Annotated in this window: 22 protein-coding genes and 1 pseudogene; 15 read left to right on the top strand and 8 right to left on the bottom strand. The window is 36.5% G+C overall.

Features of this window, described 5'->3' with window-relative positions:
* Nucleotides 1–289 precede the first annotated feature (289 nt).
* From AC1DKZ_RS08540 to AC1DKZ_RS08510, 7 genes are all read left to right on the top strand, one after another.
* A complete protein-coding gene (locus AC1DKZ_RS08540) occupies nt 290–628 on the top strand; it encodes a magnetosome magnetite crystal formation protein family (protein ID WP_113733420.1) in 339 nt (112 codons plus the stop codon).
* Between the two features lie 3 nt (nt 629–631).
* Nucleotides 632–883: a hypothetical protein gene (locus tag AC1DKZ_RS08535; protein WP_113733421.1), complete on the top strand. Its 252-nt coding sequence runs from the start codon at nt 632–634 to the stop codon at nt 881–883.
* Nucleotides 884–891: 8 nt separating this feature from the next.
* Nucleotides 892–1,635 carry a MerR family transcriptional regulator gene (locus AC1DKZ_RS08530; RefSeq protein WP_242248145.1) on the top strand — a complete coding sequence of 248 codons (744 nt, stop codon included), beginning with the start codon at nt 892–894 and terminating at the stop codon, nt 1,633–1,635.
* A 52-nt stretch (nt 1,636–1,687) separates the two neighbouring features.
* Complete coding sequence (locus AC1DKZ_RS08525; protein WP_476995983.1) at nt 1,688–2,014, top strand: nucleoside triphosphate pyrophosphohydrolase; 327 nt, start codon at nt 1,688–1,690, stop codon at nt 2,012–2,014.
* A gap of 192 nt (nt 2,015–2,206) precedes the next feature.
* A complete protein-coding gene (locus tag AC1DKZ_RS08520; RefSeq protein WP_476995982.1) occupies nt 2,207–3,067 on the top strand; it encodes a DnaD domain-containing protein in 861 nt (286 codons plus the stop codon).
* Nucleotides 3,064–4,350: a replicative DNA helicase gene (gene dnaB, locus AC1DKZ_RS08515; RefSeq protein WP_476995981.1), complete on the top strand. Its 1,287-nt coding sequence runs from the start codon at nt 3,064–3,066 to the stop codon at nt 4,348–4,350. The genes AC1DKZ_RS08520 and dnaB overlap by 4 nt, the downstream gene beginning before the upstream one ends.
* A 44-nt stretch (nt 4,351–4,394) precedes the next feature.
* On the top strand, nt 4,395–4,562 hold the full coding sequence (locus AC1DKZ_RS08510; RefSeq protein WP_476995980.1) for a MerR family transcriptional regulator: 168 nt from the start codon (nt 4,395–4,397) through the stop codon (nt 4,560–4,562).
* Nucleotides 4,563–4,725: 163 nt separating this feature from the next.
* Here AC1DKZ_RS08510 and AC1DKZ_RS08505 read toward each other — a convergent pair whose 3' ends face one another.
* Nucleotides 4,726–5,511 carry a TrmB family transcriptional regulator gene (locus AC1DKZ_RS08505; protein ID WP_002087282.1) on the bottom strand — a complete coding sequence of 262 codons (786 nt, stop codon included), beginning with the start codon at nt 5,509–5,511 and terminating at the stop codon, nt 4,726–4,728.
* Nucleotides 5,512–5,621: 110 nt separating this feature from the next.
* On the opposite strand from AC1DKZ_RS08505, the gene AC1DKZ_RS08500 reads away from it, so the two are divergent.
* On the top strand, nt 5,622–6,389 hold the full coding sequence (locus AC1DKZ_RS08500) for a TSUP family transporter (protein ID WP_087996498.1): 768 nt from the start codon (nt 5,622–5,624) through the stop codon (nt 6,387–6,389).
* Between the two features lie 231 nt (nt 6,390–6,620).
* Here AC1DKZ_RS08500 and AC1DKZ_RS08495 read toward each other — a convergent pair whose 3' ends face one another.
* Both AC1DKZ_RS08495 and AC1DKZ_RS08490 read right to left on the bottom strand, forming a co-directional pair.
* Complete coding sequence (locus AC1DKZ_RS08495) at nt 6,621–7,508, bottom strand: DMT family transporter (RefSeq protein ID WP_476995979.1); 888 nt, start codon at nt 7,506–7,508, stop codon at nt 6,621–6,623.
* Nucleotides 7,509–7,931: 423 nt separating this feature from the next.
* Nucleotides 7,932–9,980 (bottom strand): sigma 54-interacting transcriptional regulator, encoded by a 2,049-nt coding sequence (locus tag AC1DKZ_RS08490; protein ID WP_476995978.1) that lies wholly within the window; start codon nt 9,978–9,980, stop codon nt 7,932–7,934.
* A gap of 326 nt (nt 9,981–10,306) precedes the next feature.
* Between AC1DKZ_RS08490 and AC1DKZ_RS08485 the strand changes: the two genes are divergently transcribed.
* From AC1DKZ_RS08485 to AC1DKZ_RS08465, 5 genes and pseudogenes are all read left to right on the top strand, one after another.
* Entirely contained in the window at nt 10,307–11,065 is a 759-nt protein-coding gene (locus AC1DKZ_RS08485; protein ID WP_476995977.1) for a gamma-glutamyl-gamma-aminobutyrate hydrolase family protein, read from the top strand.
* A 157-nt stretch (nt 11,066–11,222) separates the two neighbouring features.
* Nucleotides 11,223–12,653: a YfcC family protein gene (locus tag AC1DKZ_RS08480; protein WP_476995976.1), complete on the top strand. Its 1,431-nt coding sequence runs from the start codon at nt 11,223–11,225 to the stop codon at nt 12,651–12,653.
* A 20-nt stretch (nt 12,654–12,673) separates the two neighbouring features.
* Nucleotides 12,674–12,805 (top strand): annotated as a pseudogene (locus AC1DKZ_RS08475) (epimerase); the annotation flags it as partial.
* Nucleotides 12,806–13,043: 238 nt separating this feature from the next.
* Entirely contained in the window at nt 13,044–13,589 is a 546-nt protein-coding gene (locus AC1DKZ_RS08470) for a hypothetical protein (RefSeq protein WP_476995992.1), read from the top strand.
* A 2-nt stretch (nt 13,590–13,591) separates the two neighbouring features.
* Entirely contained in the window at nt 13,592–14,251 is a 660-nt protein-coding gene (locus tag AC1DKZ_RS08465) for a PspA/IM30 family protein (protein WP_476995975.1), read from the top strand.
* A 454-nt stretch (nt 14,252–14,705) separates the two neighbouring features.
* Here the strand turns inward: AC1DKZ_RS08465 and AC1DKZ_RS08460 are convergent, their stop codons facing one another.
* The gene (locus AC1DKZ_RS08460) at nt 14,706–15,281 is read right to left on the bottom strand and encodes a TetR/AcrR family transcriptional regulator (RefSeq protein ID WP_476995974.1); all 576 of its coding nucleotides are present in this window, start codon (nt 15,279–15,281) and stop codon (nt 14,706–14,708) included.
* 142 nt (nt 15,282–15,423) lie between these two features.
* Here AC1DKZ_RS08460 and AC1DKZ_RS08455 point away from each other — a divergent pair, with 142 nt between their 5' ends.
* Nucleotides 15,424–16,899: an MDR family MFS transporter gene (locus tag AC1DKZ_RS08455; protein WP_476995973.1), complete on the top strand. Its 1,476-nt coding sequence runs from the start codon at nt 15,424–15,426 to the stop codon at nt 16,897–16,899.
* Nucleotides 16,900–16,941: 42 nt separating this feature from the next.
* Here AC1DKZ_RS08455 and AC1DKZ_RS08450 read toward each other — a convergent pair whose 3' ends face one another.
* From AC1DKZ_RS08450 to AC1DKZ_RS08435, 4 genes are all read right to left on the bottom strand, one after another.
* Nucleotides 16,942–17,469, bottom strand: coding sequence for a permease (locus AC1DKZ_RS08450; RefSeq protein WP_476995972.1), 528 nt, complete (start codon nt 17,467–17,469; stop codon nt 16,942–16,944).
* Nucleotides 17,466–17,948 (bottom strand): hypothetical protein, encoded by a 483-nt coding sequence (locus AC1DKZ_RS08445; RefSeq protein WP_476995971.1) that lies wholly within the window; start codon nt 17,946–17,948, stop codon nt 17,466–17,468. The genes AC1DKZ_RS08450 and AC1DKZ_RS08445 overlap by 4 nt, the downstream gene beginning before the upstream one ends.
* A complete protein-coding gene (locus tag AC1DKZ_RS08440; RefSeq protein WP_476995970.1) occupies nt 17,941–18,282 on the bottom strand; it encodes a PadR family transcriptional regulator in 342 nt (113 codons plus the stop codon). The genes AC1DKZ_RS08445 and AC1DKZ_RS08440 overlap by 8 nt, the downstream gene beginning before the upstream one ends.
* A gap of 289 nt (nt 18,283–18,571) precedes the next feature.
* A complete protein-coding gene (locus tag AC1DKZ_RS08435) occupies nt 18,572–18,718 on the bottom strand; it encodes a YjcZ family sporulation protein (protein ID WP_000540380.1) in 147 nt (48 codons plus the stop codon).
* 199 nt (nt 18,719–18,917) lie between these two features.
* Here AC1DKZ_RS08435 and AC1DKZ_RS08430 point away from each other — a divergent pair, with 199 nt between their 5' ends.
* Complete coding sequence (locus AC1DKZ_RS08430) at nt 18,918–19,154, top strand: hypothetical protein (RefSeq protein ID WP_002087264.1); 237 nt, start codon at nt 18,918–18,920, stop codon at nt 19,152–19,154.
* Nucleotides 19,155–19,170 lie beyond the last annotated feature (16 nt).

Raw genomic sequence — 19,170 nt, 5'->3', positions numbered from 1 at the left:
TGATTTTAGGTGAAGTGGAGAAACATTTAAATATTATAGATAAATATTAGTTGAATAAAGTGTATTGTTAGCTATGGGAAGAAGAGCATATGAGGTATATGCTCTTCTTTTTATTTGTAAATAAAGTGGATGTAAAATTAAAATGATGACCTCCACCCTGTCAAGGTAAAGGTCATATTTTATTTATATTGGTGTTACTAAATTTAATCTATATAATCCTCTTGCACCTCCCCCAACGTCACCCCCTAACCTAAAGAAGACAAATCAAAAAGGGGGGACCAAACCAATCATGAAAACCACCACAAAAGAAAAAAGAAATACCATCATCATGTTACTACTATCAGCCGCAATAGGAATTTTTTCACCACTATTCATGTACATCACACTGGCACGTAAAAATGAAGTGTACAAATACCATTGCCGAAAGGCGTTCAACTTTCATTTTTTAATCTTTCTTCTATTTAATATAAGTTCGCGTATTAGTGATGTTTTATTTTGGATTGTATTTGCCTTAGAGGTCGTTCAAGTGATCATTGTTGCGTGGAAAGTAATACGCGACGAGCCATATCGTTATTTCATTCGAGTTCCTTTATTTAAAGAAGATAAGTATATAGTGGAAGGAGAATAGGTGATGAAACAAGAAGTGGAGATAAGGGGAAAGCGAATTTTTATTATGGCCGCAGTGTTGTTTATTGCGATTTATATTATTTTACGAAAAAGAAAGTATGAGTACTTTTATGACGGTATTAGTGAGTATGAACATCGTTATAGAAGGAATGTTCCTTTTGTATTGCTTGTTGTAGGTTTGTTTCAATATTGTAGGCGGAATGAGATGAGCTTTTCTTATATGCTTCAGTATGTGAAAGAGAAGTTCGCGGAGTAGGTGATGATATGGCGTGGATGATTAGTGAGTTTGCAAGTGTTGGGGATGTTACGGTGCGGACGCTTCGTTATTATGACAAGATTAATTTATTAAAACCGAGCGATTATACTGAGGGTGGGCATCGGTTATATACGAAAGATGATTTGTATGTGCTGCAGCAAATTCAATCGTTTAAGCATCTCGGTTTTTCGCTTGGGGAAATTCAAAATATTATATTGCAGCGTGATATTGAGGCGGAAGATTTTTTAAGACAAATGCATTTTCAAAGAGGATTGCTTTTGGCAGAGCAAGAAAGAATTGCGAAGGTGCTTTCGCATATGGATGAGATGACGAAGAAATTTCAAAAGGAAGAGCGAGTGGATGTTGCTTTGTTTTCTTCTTTTCTGCAAACTTTTATATGGGAGAAAGAAAATAAAGAATGGTTAGAGGAACACTTTTCAAAGGATAGTGTTCAAGCGTTTTATAATGATAAGAAATTAAAAGAAAATTTTGATCGACGTTTTATGGATGTGATAGGGAAGTTGAAAAAGTATAAGGAAGAGGAGAAGAATCCGAGTCATCATGACGTTCAAGTTGCCTTGAAGGAATTTTTCAATGTAATAGAAGAGGTAACGAACTATCTTGATACACCTCAAAGTGATATAGAGGATATAATCCAAAAATCAAACCTTCCACTATCCGAATTCCCAACCCTCTTCACAATCGAAGAAGAAAACTATATAAAAGAAGCAACAAAGCAGTTTAACACCTAGTTAAACTGCTTTTCCATTATAATAGAAGAAAAACCTAACGGAGGAAAATCCCATGCCAACCTACAACAAACTAATCCGAAACAAAATCCCACAAATAATAAAATCCAACGGAAAAACACCCACAACAAGAATCCTACCTGAAGATGAATACATAAAAGAAATCTGCAAAAAAACAGAAGAAGAACTAACCGAATACTTAGAAGCAACAACAAAATCCCATAAACTCGAAGAACTATCCGACCTACTAGAACTAATAAACGCCCTAGCCGAACACGAAGGCACAACACTAGAAGAAATCAACAACATCCGAAAAAAGAAAGCAAAAGAACGAGGCGGCTTCTCAGATCGAGTGTTTCTAATCGAAGTAACCGATAACTAACCCCTCATAAGCCCCTTGCAAGCCCCTACCAAGTAATAAATCACTAAGAAAAAACACAACAAAACAAAAACACCAACAAACACCGTAGTAGGAGTCGAAAAAAATTTGAAATAACACGCCAAAAACCCGGCCCTCCTCCCATATATATTATGAAGAGGTTTTCACTTTTGAACGGAGACGGGAGGAATTAGGATGGCGGTGTATCGTAATGTGCAGGTGAATTTTTGGCAGGATGATTTTGTTTTAGATTTGACGCCGGAGGAGCGGTATTTTTATGTGTATTTGTTAACTTGTTCGAAGACGACGCAGTGTGGGATTTTTCCTTTTCCGAAGCGGTTAGCTGAGATGGAGACTGGTTATAATCGGGAGACTGTTGATAAGCTTGTGCAGCGCTTTATTGATTATGGAAAGATTCTTTATGATGCGGAGACGAGGGAGTTATTTATTCTAAATTGGCTTCGTTATAACCCGGTGACGAATACGAATGTGGAGAAGTGTGTGCTTCGTGAGCTGAAGGGTGTGAAGAATAAGGAGTATGTACATATGTTTCTTCAGAAGTGTGTAGAGGAGGAGCTGAATGTTCCTATGCTTTTAGCACATTTCGGTATGCCGAGTGATTTGACTGTGGATGATGTAGAGCCAGTTTGCGAGGAGACAGAGGAAGAAGAGGTTATAGAGGAAGAGACGGGAAGCCGTGTGTTTTCTTTTTATGAGCAACATTTCGGTAGTTTGTCTCCGCATACTGTGGAGGAACTGAGTGCGTGGATGGAAGATTTGTCAGAGGAGCTTGTGCTGAAGGCTCTTCAAATTGCGTTTGAGAATAATAAGCGGACGGTTGCTTATGTGAAGGGGATTTTGAGGGGCTGGCACGGGAAAGGGTTTACGAAAGTCTGTGAGGTTGAGGCGGATACGACTCAGTTTAGGAAGAAGGAGTCGTCTGTTAGTACTGGGGAGACGGAGGAGTTTTTGACGAGGTGCGAGGAGTGGGAGAAGAATGTACCGTCTGAGGAAGAGTTGCAGCGCTTTTTAGCGGAACGAGGGTGGCGTCCATGAGTATTCAAAATGTGGAGGCGGAGAAGACGGTGTTAGGTTCTCTATTACTTGATGGAGAGCTTATTAAGGAGTGCCGTTTGACGGAGCAGTATTTTTCGATGCCAGTGCACAAGTCTATATTTCAGCTGATGCGAAAAATGGAAGAAGAGGGGCAACCGATTGATCTTGTTACGTTCATTTCTAGGGTAGATCCGAACTTTTTGAAGGGGATCGGGGGAATGGAGTATTTTATAGCATTAATAGAGGGTGTGCCTACAACTGCCAACTTCTCTTATTATGAGGGGCTTGTTCGAGGTGCATGGAAAATGTATCAGGCTGGCGTTCTCGGGCACAAGATGGGAGAGCGTCTTATTGCGGAGAAGAATGAGAAAATTATCGGTGAGACGATTACGGAACTTTGTGAGTTAGAGGAAAAGGATTATGTATGTGAGTTTGATTTGAAGGATGCGTTAGTTGGTTTGTATGAGGAGCTTCATCAAGATACGAAAGAGAATACTGGTATTGAGACTGGTTATACATCGTTAAATAAGATGACGTGCGGATTGCAGGAAGGGGATTTTGTCGTTCTTGGAGCGCGTCCTTCTATGGGGAAGACGGCGTTTGCGTTAAATATCGCGCTGCATGCGGCGAAGTCTGGAGCGGCGGTTGGGTTATTTTCGTTAGAGATGAGTAGTAAGCAACTGTTAAAAAGGATGGCGTCTTGCGCGGGCGAAGTGTCAGGAGGTAGGCTGAAAAATCCGAAGCATCGTTTTACGATAGAAGACTGGGAAAAGGTGAGTAAGGCGTTCGCGGAGATTGGTGAGTTGCCACTTGAGATTTATGATAAAGCCGGTGTTACAATGCAGGATATTTGGATGCAGACTCGTAAGTTAAAGCGGAAGCATGGCGATAAAAAGTTGTTAGTTATTGTAGATTATTTGCAGCTTATTACGGGTGATCCAAAGCATAAGGGTAATCGATTTCAAGAGATTAGTGAGATTTCTCGTAAGCTTAAGTTGTTAGCGCGTGATTTAAATGTTTGTATAGTAGCATTGTCGCAATTGTCTCGTTCCGTAGAGTCACGTCAAGATAAGCGACGACTTTTATCTGATTTAAGAGAGACAGGGCAAATTGAGCAAGATGCGGATGTCATTATGCTTATGTATCGTGAAGATTATTATGATAAGGAAACGATGCAGAAAGAGATGACGGAGATCCATGTGGCGAAGCATCGGAATGGGCCTGTGGGTAGTTTTAAGCTGAGATTTTTGAAGGAGTTTGGGCGGTTTGTGGAGAGTGGATGATAAAATAGAAGAAGGCATATAAAAAGGTAAAGGAGTGGTTATGGTTGACAAAAGTAGGTCGTTTATATGAGCAAGAGAAGCAAGAAGAAATAGATAAAGCTCTTTCTTCAGCTGGAATGCTCTTTAAGGGAATGAGTATAGAGGAAGTGGCTAAGAAATTAGATGTAACAATTGAGACGGTGAAAGAGTGGGAGAAGCGTTTATCTCATTAATCGCTGGGTTAATGGGAATATTCCACAAAGGGAAAATGGCAGCGTCTGTATAAATTTATATAAAAATAGCCGACTATTTACTATATAATAGTCAGCTATTTTTGTACGGAGAAGTTGTTAGGTTTAATACGCAAATTTTTTGATTTGCTCTTGAATATGTTTCTTATTTTTCCATAAAGAAGGATTTTCTCTCTGTAGTAATCCATTGCTCCAAATCATCTTGGCTACGTTGTACAAGTCGATTCACTAAAACATCATGCCATACATAATCCTCTAATAGGTATATATGAACGGGATCATCTGTATAAAAAGCAATATTACGCTCCTCAAGTGATGGTCCATAAATCATCTCTTTAGAATCTATCGATAAAATAAACCAATGTTCTGTAGACAGGGTTTCTGTATAAGGTGTTATACGATGGGCTTCTAGATTTTTAATGGGATTTTCAACATGCAGGGTAATACCTTGTACTGTAACTTTATCAGCTACCTCAGATAGTTCCTCTTTTAACGCTTCATACATCTCATCCCACATTGAAATGACAATACGTTTTTGGGCTTTTTTTATTAATGCCTGACAGTAGCTAATTATTGTTTTATTGTCTTTTAAAGTAATCACTCGATTATCTGTTTTTTCCTCGAAAGTTTCTAGTTTTTTTAATGAATCACTGATTACTTCATAAGTAGACTGCCATTCTGATTGCGCCTTTTGTAAAAAGATTTCAACAGGTAGAGGTGAATAGCGAGTGGTGTCATTTATTTCTTCCTTCATGACAATTCCTTTTTCTACAAGGTTACCCAAAATCTCGTAAATTCGCGCTCTTGGGATACCCGAATCCTTACTCACTTGGTAGGCTGTGACAGGCCCCTGTTTAACAAGAGATACATAAGATTTAGCTTCATATTCATTAAAACCAATTTTTTTAAGCTGTTGCACTATGTAGTCCACTTTTTTCGTCCTCCGATGTTTGCTTTTATATTTCAACGTTACAATAACTGTTTACATTTAGCAAATTATTAGTTACTATTTTGATAGTGACTAAAGGGGAGGTTAATAGTATGGATTTTTATTTAGACCCATCAGTATTAATTATTTTGATTGCTTTTGGATTTTTAGCTGCATTTATTGATTCAGTTGTAGGTGGTGGAGGACTCATTGCCTTACCCGCTTTATTATTTACAGGACTGAATCCAGCAAGTGCAGTAGCTACGAATAAACTAGCGTCGACAATGGGGTGTGCAACTAGTAATATTGTGTTTTATCGTTCTGGTAATCTTGATTTGAAATCGGCGTTTAAATTAGTTCCACTCACTTTCGTAGGTTCCATAATAGGGGCATGGACCGTTCATTTAATGAACCCAGAAGTACTGAAGCCATTGATGCTGATTATGCTTGGTGCGGTTGCTATTTATACGATATTCAAAAAGGATTGGGGTAGTATTTCCACTCATAAGAAATTGTCTGGTCGACACGTCATTATTTTTACTTTTTTTGTTTTTACTATTGGTTTTTATGATGGATTTTTAGGTCCTGGCACAGGTTCGTTTTTAATGTTTTCTCTTTTATTTATTGGGTATGATTTTTTAAAAGCAGCAGGTAATGCGAAGCTTCTTAATTTAGGAAGTAATGTTGGTGCATTGTTGATGTTTATGTATGTAGGGCAAGTAAACTATGTGTATGGTTTTATAATGGGGATTGCTCAAATTGCTGGAGGGATTGTTGGCTCCAAATTTGCTATAAAAAAAGGAAGCGGGTATGTTCGTGCTCTTTTCATTACAGTAACTTGTTTATTGTTAGCGAAAAATCTGTATGACTATATTCAGTAAGTAATTTTGAACATCTTTACTTCAAAGAACGTAGAAAAGGTCAAATATGAAGGCTACATAAAATATAAGAAGATACTAGGGGCAAATTTATTTTAACATTTTTTAGATGCTACCTTATTCGAAGATAGCATCTAAAAAAGTCTCATTTAAAAGAAAATCTAAGTGAAGAGAATGAAAATAATATAAACTCATATTTTTTCTGGGGTATGTTTATTGATCATAGTGAAATGTTTACTCTATATTCTTCTTATAATTAGGCCTCAACAACCCCTTAAAATCCACCTCAGCAATCAACACACTTACTAATATAAGCGTCGCCCCTAAGTATCCTTTCCCTGTGAGCGTTTCGCCTGTGAAAACAAAGGCAAACCCTGCCGAAAAGACAGGTTCTAATGAAAAGATAAGTCCCGTATGTGTTGGCGTCGTGTATTGCTGGGCGATAACTTGCACGATGAATGCGACTGCGGTACAAAATATGCTTAAGGCTAATATGATTAGCCATGAGTTGATCGTGCTAGGAAGTTTTGGGGTTTCCATCACTAATGAAAAAATAAGACTAAATAGGCCGACGAAACCGAGTTGTATGACCCCGAGCGCAATCGAGTTCACATGTTTTGTTACGTTTCCAGTAATGATGACATGAATGGCATAAAATAAAGCAGACAATATGCAAAATATATCGCCGTTACCGATCTTGAATTCACTAGTTAATGTTAATAAGCCAATTCCTATTATCGTTAACACAATTCCTAATATAACTTTCTTTTCAGGAATGTGTTTTAAAAATATAGCTGATAATATCGGAATGAAAATGACTGTGAGACATAGTAAGAAACCAGCATTAGACACACTTGTATACTTTGTACCGAATGTCGCGAAAATGTAAACGATAAATAAAACGGAAGCTAGTATAAAAGCATATTTTACAGTTTTAAAATCGACTTTGAATAAGTGTTTGTAAAATATTAAACCTGATAAAAGAAAGGCAATAATAAATCGTAATGCGATTAAATTATATTCTTCTATGCCATCAAGTCCAAGCTTTGTAAGTAGGATGGATGCACCCCAAAAAAATGTAACTAGTAGTAGCATTAAATCAGCTTTTAATTGAATTTTCATTTCTATTCCCTCGTTATGTATAATTTATGATTCCATACCCCTATCCCTATCGTTTATTTTAATATCAATTCTGAATATTTGGAACAAAAATTTATCGACGCTTTTTTCTCTTCATAATAAAGAGGCTATTTTATAATCCGGTTCAATCGGTTTATAAAATAGCCTCTTTCCATTTAAAAATTTTGTTTCGTAAAGTACTTCTATCAACCTTGGAGCTAGTTCAAGATTGGATCTTATGACGTAAACTACCAATCTCTCAGAGAAGCTTGGCTAATAATTAGCATGAACTGAAAGGTTTAACGAGTCCACCAATCAATGGCACATTGGAATGGTAAAATCTAAAATGTGGCATCTTGATAGGGTAAAAGTATGGTCCATTACCAGCAAAAAAACTTTGAATTGTACTACATCGATGATAAGGAATCAAAGGTTACGTTCTAAGTTTGTGGTTAGGATCTCCAAACCCTTTCTTGTTAGATTAATTCCTGCCCTACCTCTTTTTATTTGCAAATACCCTCTAATTTTCAGGAAGTTCAACCGGTGTCTAACCTGTGCCTCAGATAATTTCATTTCGACTTTTTGGCTCTTTTCAGAAATAATCCTTCTTCCGATTGCCTTTCCTTTTTCTTCATAATTCATGATGAGGTTAAGGATGAAAAGTGATTCTTCATCAAGAGCGGTTGAACTTGAATAAAAGGGTGGTATGCTCTCGATCGGGTCGCTATCTGTTTTCTTATGTGGAGGCTTTTGAAAATAATGCTGATTAGGCAAATCATTTTTTGTTATTTGGTTTCCGGTACGGACAGCAAGCATATAATCTATGGTATTTTTAAGTTCTCTTACATTTCCATACCATGGATATCCTTGAAGTTCTTCAATTAATTCTTGTTCAATTTTGACTTTAGGGTCCGATAGCGCAACAAAATGTTTAGCTAATAATTCAATGTCATTTCGACGAGCCCTTAATTCGGGAAGGTGTATAAAGAGTACCTTAAGCCTATGGTATAAGTCCTCTCTAAACACATTTTCTCGAATCATTTTCAGTAGATCCTTATTGGTTGCTGCAATAATCCGAACGTCTATAGGGATGATTTGGCTTCCACCGACACGCATGATCTCTTTTTCCTGTAATACTCGAAGTAGTCGTGCTTGAAGTTTAAGACTAATATCTCCAATCTCATCTAAAAAAATAGTGCCACCATTTGCTTGTTCAAATAATCCCATTTTTCCGCCCTTTTTTGCCCCGGTAAACGCTCCGTCCTCATAACCGAATAATTCACTCTCGACTAAATCATCCGATAAAGCGCTAAAGTTAACGGCAAGAAAAGGACCGCTATTTCGAAGGGAAGCATTATGAGTGGCACTTGCAAACAACTCTTTTCCGGTACCACTTTCACCTTCAATTAAAACAGCTAAATCAGTTTTAGCTAACCTTTTGGCAATTTGTTTCGTTTCTTGGATAGGAGAGCTAATCCCAACGATGTCATGAAAGTTGTATTTTGCTACGTATCCTTTTTTGACAAATTCTTTTCTCAATTTACGTTCAAATCCAATGGTCTTAAGGGCATTTCTAAAAGTAACAATAATCGATTGATCATTTATATGCAGACGTTCCACTATCACATCCAAGCCATTTACAACAAATATACCGCTTTCTTGTTGCTTATTTGAAAGGATGAAATTTACCAAATCAATATTATTAATAGTGGTATCGATAGGATGACCAATAACATTTTTGCTTTTTATTTTAAGCATGTTTTCCAGGAATTCATTAAAGACAACAATCCTTCCTTTATAATCAATAGCTAGTATTCCATCACCAACACCATCAATAACTTGATGAAGTTGTCGATGAGCTTTAGCTAGATTCTTCGTTAAATCTACTATTTTTCGATAGTATCTCTCAGAAACATGGTTACCTGACTCCTCCATTAAATGAAATCGATCTAGAATGGACATGATTGTAGTAATATCTATTAATCTATGACCAATATTAATCACTTTTTCTACAAAGTCGGGGATGATTTCAAGTTCGCCAGGTGTGATTGCAAGCTTAATCATTTGTATATTCGTTTTTCCAGGATAGTATGGGATATATTCAATATGATTCAGTCCCAATTGACGCATAGTTTCAATCGATTCATATACTGTTTCAGGATTATCATTCACATATAGTGCTTGTGTTCCTTCCGGCAAAAATAAAAGTTGATCCACGCTTTCATAATTTAATGTTCGTTTTGCTATTATTACTTCGCAGTTTTCCCCAATAAAGTCTTTGACCGTTTCTATAGTAAATTTATTAGGTAACACGATTAATGTGGAATGAAATACTTTTGGAATACTTTCTTCTACAGAAAAACTTTCTATATCTATGAGATCACCTACCATCTCCGTTAGTTGTTGATGTAGGGCTTTTCGTGTTTCTTTTAAGACGGTAATCAATACAATGTGGTTGTTTTCAAATTCATTCATAGAACACCTCTTAGTTGAATTTAATTGGTCTAAAGTTGGTTATTAATTGGTCATTATATAACCAATTAATAACCAATTATAATACATATCAACATAGCAAGTGTCGATAAAACGACAAATTATTTAAAATTATGTAAATAATTATTCGAATTTAAATATTGGCACGATATTTGCTTGTATAAATGGTGTGTAAAGAAATAATGAAATTAGTAGAGTAGTAATTTACATATTCGATTCTTTACCATTTGCTAGAAAAGGGAGGTTCAGAATATAAAATTTCAACAGAGAAAGACAACGAAACCATTTAAATTATGAGGTGAGAGGAAATGAAACCACTAATTGGTGTTACTGGGTATTATATTGATCATAGTGAAATAGGAAAGGAGGGCTTACGAGGGTTACCAGGTCAAGATATGGCTATCTTTTCTTATGACTACATCCGTTCACTTCAACGAGCAGGTGCAACGGTTGTTCTACTTCCAATTGAGGAAGCTGATCAAATCGATTCCACACTTAACCAATTAGATGGATTGTTATTGGCTGGTGGAGCGGACATCAATCCATTTTATTACGGTGATATTCCAAAAGCGTATATAGGCACTGTAGAGGAAGAACGAGATAATTTTGAATTAAATCTGGCAAAGCAGGCTTTAGAAAAAGATATTCCTATTCTAGGAATTTGTCGAGGATTACAAGTGTTAAACGTTGCAGCTGGTGGATCTCTTTATCAAGACTTAGAGCATGAGATGGGACCAGAATATTTCCATGTTCGGGAACAGTTTCGTAAATGGCAAGGCTCTCATTCCATAGATCTTCTTGAAGAGGGGAAAATTTATGAGGCAATTGGCCAAAAATCCTTAATGGTTAATTCTTTTCATCATCAAGCAGTGAAAACGCTGGGGAAAGATTTTGAGGCGAGCGCATGGTCCTTTGATGGTGTGATAGAGGCTATTGAATCGAAAGCTCATCGTTATGTAGCAGCGGTTCAATGGCATCCAGAAATGATGTCGGAAAGGGATGCTCTACAGCAGCGTTTATTTAACCAATTTGTAAATGAAATTAGTAAAAAGGTAGTTAAATCCTAGAGTGTTATAAATAAAAGAATTGATGGATAGCTTGGTACGTCATGGTAGTGGGGAAACCAGACTGCCGGCTACTAATTGGTGTGGGCTAATAATCATTGGGGGATGAACAAAGCCTCCAATGATTAAAGTTTCATTTTATTGCAAAGGGGATTGGTATATGAGTCAAGTATCAGAAAAGGCAGTTTCATTCGAGCCGGAAGAAAAAAAGGAAAAAAGAGAACGGAAAATAAACGTATTTGCAATGTTACTTGTCCTCTTAGTCATTGCAACCGTGATTACACATATATTGCCAGCTGGAGAATATGCACATATTGAAAAAAATGGGTATACAACAGTAGATCCAAATTCATTCAAATGGATTGCATCAGCGCCACTTGGATTCTTTGATATGATAAAAACTATTCCTACAGGGCTGGTAGAAGCGGCTAATATTATCTTTTTTATTCTTATTATCGGAGGGTTTTTTGGTGTATTAAAGGCATCAGGTACGGTTGAGGCTCTTGTTTCAACGATGGCAAAAAAACTCGCAAATCGTGAAAAGTTAATGATTCCTCTTATAATGTTGTTCTTTGCACTTGGCGGATCATTAATGGGGATGGCTGAGGAAACTTTGGTTTATGTACCTCTGTTTATTCCACTGGCTCTTGCGATTGGATTTGATACTATAACAGGAACTGCGATGGTATTGGTAGGGGCGTCCGTCGGATTTACAACCGCAATTATGAATCCGTTTACAGTGGGGCTTGCGCAAGGGATAGCGGGTCTACCAATGTATTCGGGTATGGGGTTCCGCCTAGTTTTATTCGTAGTCATATATGTAATTGCTGTTACATTCGTCTATCGTCATGCTATGAAAGTAAAGAGAGATCCGTCAATGGGGATTTACGGAAAATTCGATACAAACGAGTCAGACAGCCTATTAACAGCGAAAGTAGAGTTAACAAAAAGACATAAATGGATATTAACGGCATTTTTAATCAATTATATTATTCTTGTATTCGGTGTTATTAAGTACAAATGGTATATAACAGAAATTGCATCCTTATTTATTATCTTAACTATAATAATTGCAATCATTGGCAAGATGTCTATTGATGATACTGTAGAATCTTTTACACAGGGATCGTCATCTTTAATCAGCGGAGCTTTAATCATTGGTGTATCGCGCGCCATTCTGGTCGTATTGAATCAAGGACATATTATAGACCCTCTACTTCACCAAGTATCGGAAGAAATGAAACATATTTCTCCTTTTTTAAGTGTTGTTGGAATGTACAACTTCCAAGTGGCTATTCATTTTATTTTAGCATCAGGTAGTGGCCATGCGATGTTGACAATGCCTATAATGGCACCACTTGCAGATTTATTGCACATTACACGCCAAACAGCAGTATTATCTTTTTCATTCGCGGATGGTATTGGAAATATTATTTTTCCGACAGGTGGTACGCTAATGGCTGGTTTGGCAATTGCAGGAATTTCCTGGACAAAGTGGGCAAGATGGATTCTCCCTTTAATTCTAATTGAATACTCAATCGGTTTAATAGCAGTTATAATTGCTCATCTTATCGGTTATGGTCCATCCTAATAAGATAAAGGATGTATATAAATATAAAATTGAAGAGATTCGGCAGTGTTATAACTTCTGAGCAATTGGGAAGAGCTATGGTGCGAGTTGGGAAAGATGGGTATACCCATTCAATTATTGAAAGTTCAAATCTGAAGAAGATTAGTATGTGAGTTTCTAAAGTGAATAGAAATAATGAAAAAGAACCCAATTTCTCTATTTGATATGGAGAAGTTGGGTTCTTTCGTTTTGGAATAATTATGAGAAAATTTTTAGATATTTCTCATATATTCATCATGTTTCTTTCATCCTCTTCTCACGTCCAAGTTTTACACTCATATGTATCAAAGGTAAAGGGAGGTAATACATTTTTTGCTTATCTCAAAACAAATGATAGATGGTGGTGAACAGATGAAAAAGAATAAACGTAAAAAATTACGTTGGTTAAAATGGATTTTGATCCTGCCGTTACTTCTGGCATTACTATTGTTTGGATTACATAGTATGAGGTTTGAAAGGTGGGATCATGAGAAGCATAAGCAAGCGGCATATACTGTTTCTCACGATAAAGAAAGGGAAGCTTTCGTTACACAAAAAGAAAAGTTTAATAACTTTGAGCGAAATCAGCATCATGAAAAACACCATGAAAAAGAGTTTGAAGGTTTATTCTTTATACCATTCCTGTTAGCGTTTGGATTTGTTCTTTTCGGCTGGTTAATCCTTCGTAAGTCTGAAGGGAATATGGTTAAAAAATGGACAGGCATATTGCTCCTAGTTATTGGTTTATTACCAGTTCTTCCGATGATTGCATTTGTTGCAGCGATTGTTTGGGCATATAAAAAATTAAAAGAGAAAAGAATGGCAACTGATATAGATGTATACAGCGATTTTCAAGTACAAAAACAAGTAGATATTTTAGATCAATGGGAACGTAACATTCGTAAGGAGGAGAAGTAATAATGGGTATTTTAAAACGTATTAAAAATATTGTAGTGGCGGATGTGCATCAAACGTTAGATAAGATAGAAAAACCTGTTAGCATGTTGAAGCAATATCTTCGCGAAACAGAACAGCAAATTACGAAGGCTGAAAAAGCACTTTCTCATCAATATTATTTAGAAAAAAAATATGAAGCATTAATTTCAGAAACGGTTGCTCTTATTGCAAAGAGAACTCGCCAAGCTGAGCTTGCCGTATCACGCGAAGAAGATCAAATGGCGCAGTTAGCCCTGCAAGAAAAAATTGTGAATGAGAAAAGAGCGGAACTATATCGTAAGCAGTACGAAATAACAAAAGAGCAAACAGCAACGATTTATGAACAAATTGACAAATTGCAAAAGAAGTATGGAGAGTTGCAATATAAAGAGCTAGTTCTTGTTTCACGGTTAAATGCGGCGCAAGCGATAAAAGAAAGCAACAGAGCGATCGACTCGTTCCATACAGAAAGTACAGCGAAAGGATTTGCACGCATTGAATCGTATGTGCAAAAGTTAGAAGCAGAAACAGCTGCTAGTAACTATTTTTCTAATTTAAAGTCTCCGAATCAACAAGAAGTGTTAGATCAAAATTTACAAGAAGAAGTACAGCGGGAGTTAGAGAAGTTAAAAGAGAATAAATAGTATGCAAAAAGCCCATTTTCATATGGGTTTTTTTCTATGTAAAATTTCATTTGTTTTGTTTACATAATATCTTTACAATCGTTTGGTAAAATATATTTAACTGCATATTGAGAGGGTGGATGGTTATCCCTTCTTTCTATTTGGAAGGAAAGGAGGTGATAATATGGAGTTTTTGTTCGATCTTGTAAAAGAATTTGTGAAAGCAACTTCTGGATAAGGACAACAAAAAACCCACTCCGCGCCGTAGCAAGCAAAAGGGTGGGTTTCGTAAAAAGAAATAACTTATAATAACTACCACCCTATACGGTAGCAGTTAAGGAAGAGATGTTAGCGCATCTCTTCTTTTTATTATATGCCATTTTATTCGATGTCACACTTATATAGTATTCTACGGAAAATATATCATATTCCTATTTTGTGGTCAATTTGATTACATGAGCGAAAATTTGTAAAACTATTCCTTTTCAAACTGAAAAATATCCCGGTTAATGAGTTGATGGAAGTGCCTATCCATTTCTGCCGCAGAAACTTTTCTTTCATTTTGAAACCACCACGCACTTAATGATGTGATTACCCCTGAATAAAATTCAATGATTAAATCATTTGGCATCGTATGATTTTTGCACAGCTGATTTAACGCTTCCGTTTCTTGTTTTCTCGTTTCATGACTTAAATAATGTATACGGCTAATAAATTGTTCATCAGACATTTGCGCCTCTAATATTTTACCGATTTCTTCATGGTGTAGGAATTGTTCCATCACTTGAAATGGTTTACTTAATCGATCTAAAAGCGGTATTTCAGCAATCATCTCCCCATAGCATTTAAATCCAAATGCTAATAAAGCATCTTTATCTTCAAAATGTTTATAAAAGGTTGTTCGGTGTACCATCGCAAGGTCGCATATTTGGTTAATCGTGATGGAACTATATTTTTGTTTTGATTGCGTCATTAATTCAAATAAAGAATCCCAAAGTAATTTATGTGTACGTCTAATACGTAAATCAAGCTGTTTTTCATTATCGTTCATCTACAATTCTCCTTTTTTGTAGATTAAATATACAATGACTTTAAATTGATTCTCCCTTTTTAATCTACATATGTATATTATATTACATGTGTTCCGGTGTATTTAAAGATTTTTAAGTGAAAAACAGGAGGAGAATCAATACATGAATATAACAACTAAGAGCCCCGCAAGTGGCAAAGTTGATACTTCTAATATGAAACATACCCCGATTTTAATTGCATTACTTTTAGGGGCAATGGTTGCATTATTAAACGAAACATTACTTGGTAATGCGTTAACTGTATTAATGAAAGAATTTGACGTAACAGCTTCAACTATTCAATGGCTTTCTACAGCTTACATGTTAGTAGTGGGTGTGCTGGTACCGATTACAGCGTTACTTCAGCAATGGCTCACAACGAGACAAATGTTTTTGATCGCTATGGTAACGTTTTTAGTCGGTACATTAATTGCGGGATTTGCACCGAAATTTTCCGTTTTATTAGTCGGCCGTATCGTCCAAGCAGTAGCGACGGGGTTAATTTCACCGTTATTAATGAATACGATTTTAATTATTTGTCCACCTGAAAAGCGCGGTGCCACGATGGGATTAATCGCACTTGTGATGATGTCAGCTCCAGCAATTGGTCCTACATTATCTGGAGTAATTGTTGATTCATTAAATTGGCGCTGGTTATTCTACATTGTTATTCCTATCGTGATCATTTCAATTGTAATTGGAATGAAATACATTAAAAATGTTACAGAGTTAACAAGGCCAAAAGTAGATTATCCATCTATTCTTTTATCGACATTAGGATTTGGCGGGCTTGTGTATAGCTTTAGTGCATCGGGTGATGTAGGATGGTCTGATGTGAAAGTGTATGGTACTTTAATTGTTGGGCTTATATCATTATGTATTTTTGTCGTTCGACAATTAAAAATTGAGAATCCAATTTTAGAATTACGTGCATTTAAAGTTCCGATGTTTACAATATCAGTTGGATTAATCGTCATTGTGATGATGTCGTTATTTTCAACGATGACTTTATTACCGATGTTCTTGCAAACAGTTTTACTCGTTACAGCATTTAAATCAGGACTAATAATGCTTCCGGGAAGTATTATTAGCGCCATAATGGGACCAATCGCAGGTAAACTATTTGATAAACTTAGTCCGAAAGTTGTTATCGTTCCCGGCATTGTGTTAGTAGGGATTGCAATGTTCTTATTTAAAGGCATTACTCCTGACACATCAATGGTACAAATTATTGTCATGCATAGCGTATTAATGGTCGGACTCATGTTTGTAATGACAGCACAAACATATGGATTAAATCAATTAACACCAGATTTATATCCGCACGGAACAGCACTGTTTAATACGTTACAGCAAGTAGCTGGCGCAATTGGTACAGCTATCTTTATTTCGAAAATGTCTTCAGGAACAACTAAGTATATGGAAAGCTCAGCAAATCCAATGGATCCAGTAGAGAAGTTAAACGGTTTAACATCGGGATTCCAAGGTGCATTTACACTTGGATTAATCTTTATCGTTATTGCTTTTATCGTATCGTTGTTCTTAAAAGAAGAGAAAAAGGAAGTAAAGGCAACGCAGGTTTTACAGAATGAGAATTAAGCTTCATATAAAAAAGACATCTTTACGATTAAAGATGTCTTTTTACATTTCTTTCGTAATATCATATCGCAACAACTGCCGTTGATCATAAAACCTCTCAAAAATAAGCCCCATTACATAAAAGAACACTAAACCGAAACAAATATGAATGAGCGTAAAAGTAGCGCCAAATGAAGAAAATTCATACACCATAATCGGTAATTTCGCAGTTGTCCAAACGCCTAGGAAAAATACGATGTACCTAATGCTGGCGCCTTTTTTTAATAGTAGTGCTGCAATCGGAAAGGCAACATAGAGGGGACCAGCTGCAATTCCGCCTAATAATAGAGAGAATAATATTCCATATATGCCGGACTTTTCGCCCATATATTTCATTAGTGTTTCTTTCTTCACCCACTGATCGAGTAACCCTACAAATATTAGGACAGGGGGGAGTAGAAATAGCATATCTAAAATGCTATTCCCCGTTAATTGTAATGCGCTCCATCCTAAAGATTGGTTTATAAAAGTTAGTATGATAAGTCCAATCAGCAAAATGAAAAAGAAGCGATATCTTTTTAGTTCATTCATACCATCACCACCCAAATGATATATGAGAATAGGAGTGACATGAGTAATGCAGATGCATTACGAGCGTAAGCAAAGCTTTGTCCGAATATCTTTTGTTCCATCGGCAGGGTTGTGATCCCTACTGACATTAGTGTAGACATGAGTGCCGCAACTTGAGGAAGACCTGCGCCGTGCTGTACTAACGTATTACCAAGAGGAAACACGACAAAGCTTGGGATAAGTGCCACAGATCCGAGTAGTGCTGAATAAATAATACCTAAAAATCCAGACTGTTCTCCAATGATGGAAGAGATGAAGGACGGCGTTAAGATAGAAAGTGATAGTCCAACGAAAAGCATAATGGAGAGCATGGCAGGGAGGAGGTTTCGAAATATTTTCCATGATTTTAATAGGGCAGCTTTCGTTTTATTCCGATCCTTCATAAAAGAAATCCCAGTAAGAATAATGGCCAAAGTGTAAAGGATAGCACCATTAATCATGATTAGATTCCTTTAAGGCTTTATATTTGTCTAAGAAAAATGATAAGTTTTTCATTTTTTCCTCAATATCCATTTGAAAATCCGCTAATTGTTCTTTTCCGGCTATAGTAATTTTGTACATCTTTCTCGGCTTATCTGGAACGGATGTACTTACATAAGATTCAATCGCACCTTCGTTTTCTAATTTCTTCAGCGTGCGGTAAAGGATGGCACTATCGATTGGATTGACCGGAAGTTCTTCGTCACATTTCTGAAGTAGCTGCCCGCCATAGTTATCGCCTTCTGCTAAAAATAACAAAAGAAATGCACCTGTATGTCTTCCTGTATGCTTCATAAGTATACCTCCTAGAATATATACTGTTAATGACAGTATACTGTTGTTAACAGTATATGGTGCATGAAGTGCTATGTCAATTTTAAAATGGTACTGAGGGGAAATGGCAATTCCTGTTTTAATCTTGTTAAATAACAAAATAAAAGCCTACTGTTTTCTTGTGACAGTGGCTTTCATAGTTGGTAAACTACTATATTACGCTTAGGGAATCTCGCACTTTGATAGTAACACATATATGTTAGTTACATATTGAGAAATAAAAAAAAGACACTCTCAAGAGTGCCTCTTATTAGCAGCCGAATCCGCCGCCCCAACAGCTAGCTCCAACGATGATTAATAAGATAAAGAGCACAACAAGTAAGGCGAATCCACCGCCAAAACCACAGCCTCCACCACAACTACCACCATAGCCTCCACAACTACCACCATAGCCCATATTAACTCCTCCTTCCATAAAGTCCATATATTAATGGATTTATATCACTTTATGTTTTTACGGATAAACTTGAGCAGGTCCCTTTGAAAAATAAAAGTACTCGGTATTTTAAAAGAGTTGACGAGCGTATTTTTGTCACGAGTATTCCGCTTATTACATATGGTATTTTATTCTGTGCATTGGGGGAAAGGAGATCGTTATGGCTAATTCTGAGATGATATTACGTTTACTTACGGATTTAAAGATTGAGCAGCAAGCTTTAAAAGAACAGCTGGAGAAAATGCAAACAGCTTTGAGTATTCTTGAAGAAAAACCAACTATTCTTGAAGAGAAATCAACTACTCTTCAAGAGAAACCAGTTGTTACAAAGCAACGTGGACATTCTGGGTTTCCAACATCTTTTCGTGATTGGAGAGCATCTTCTCAAAAGAACTAAGGAATCCTATTATAGT

Source organism: Bacillus sp. 05T21, assembly GCF_056396785.1.
Note: the sequence above shows the minus strand (reverse complement) of the source record. Positions and strands in the feature narration are given on the sequence as shown.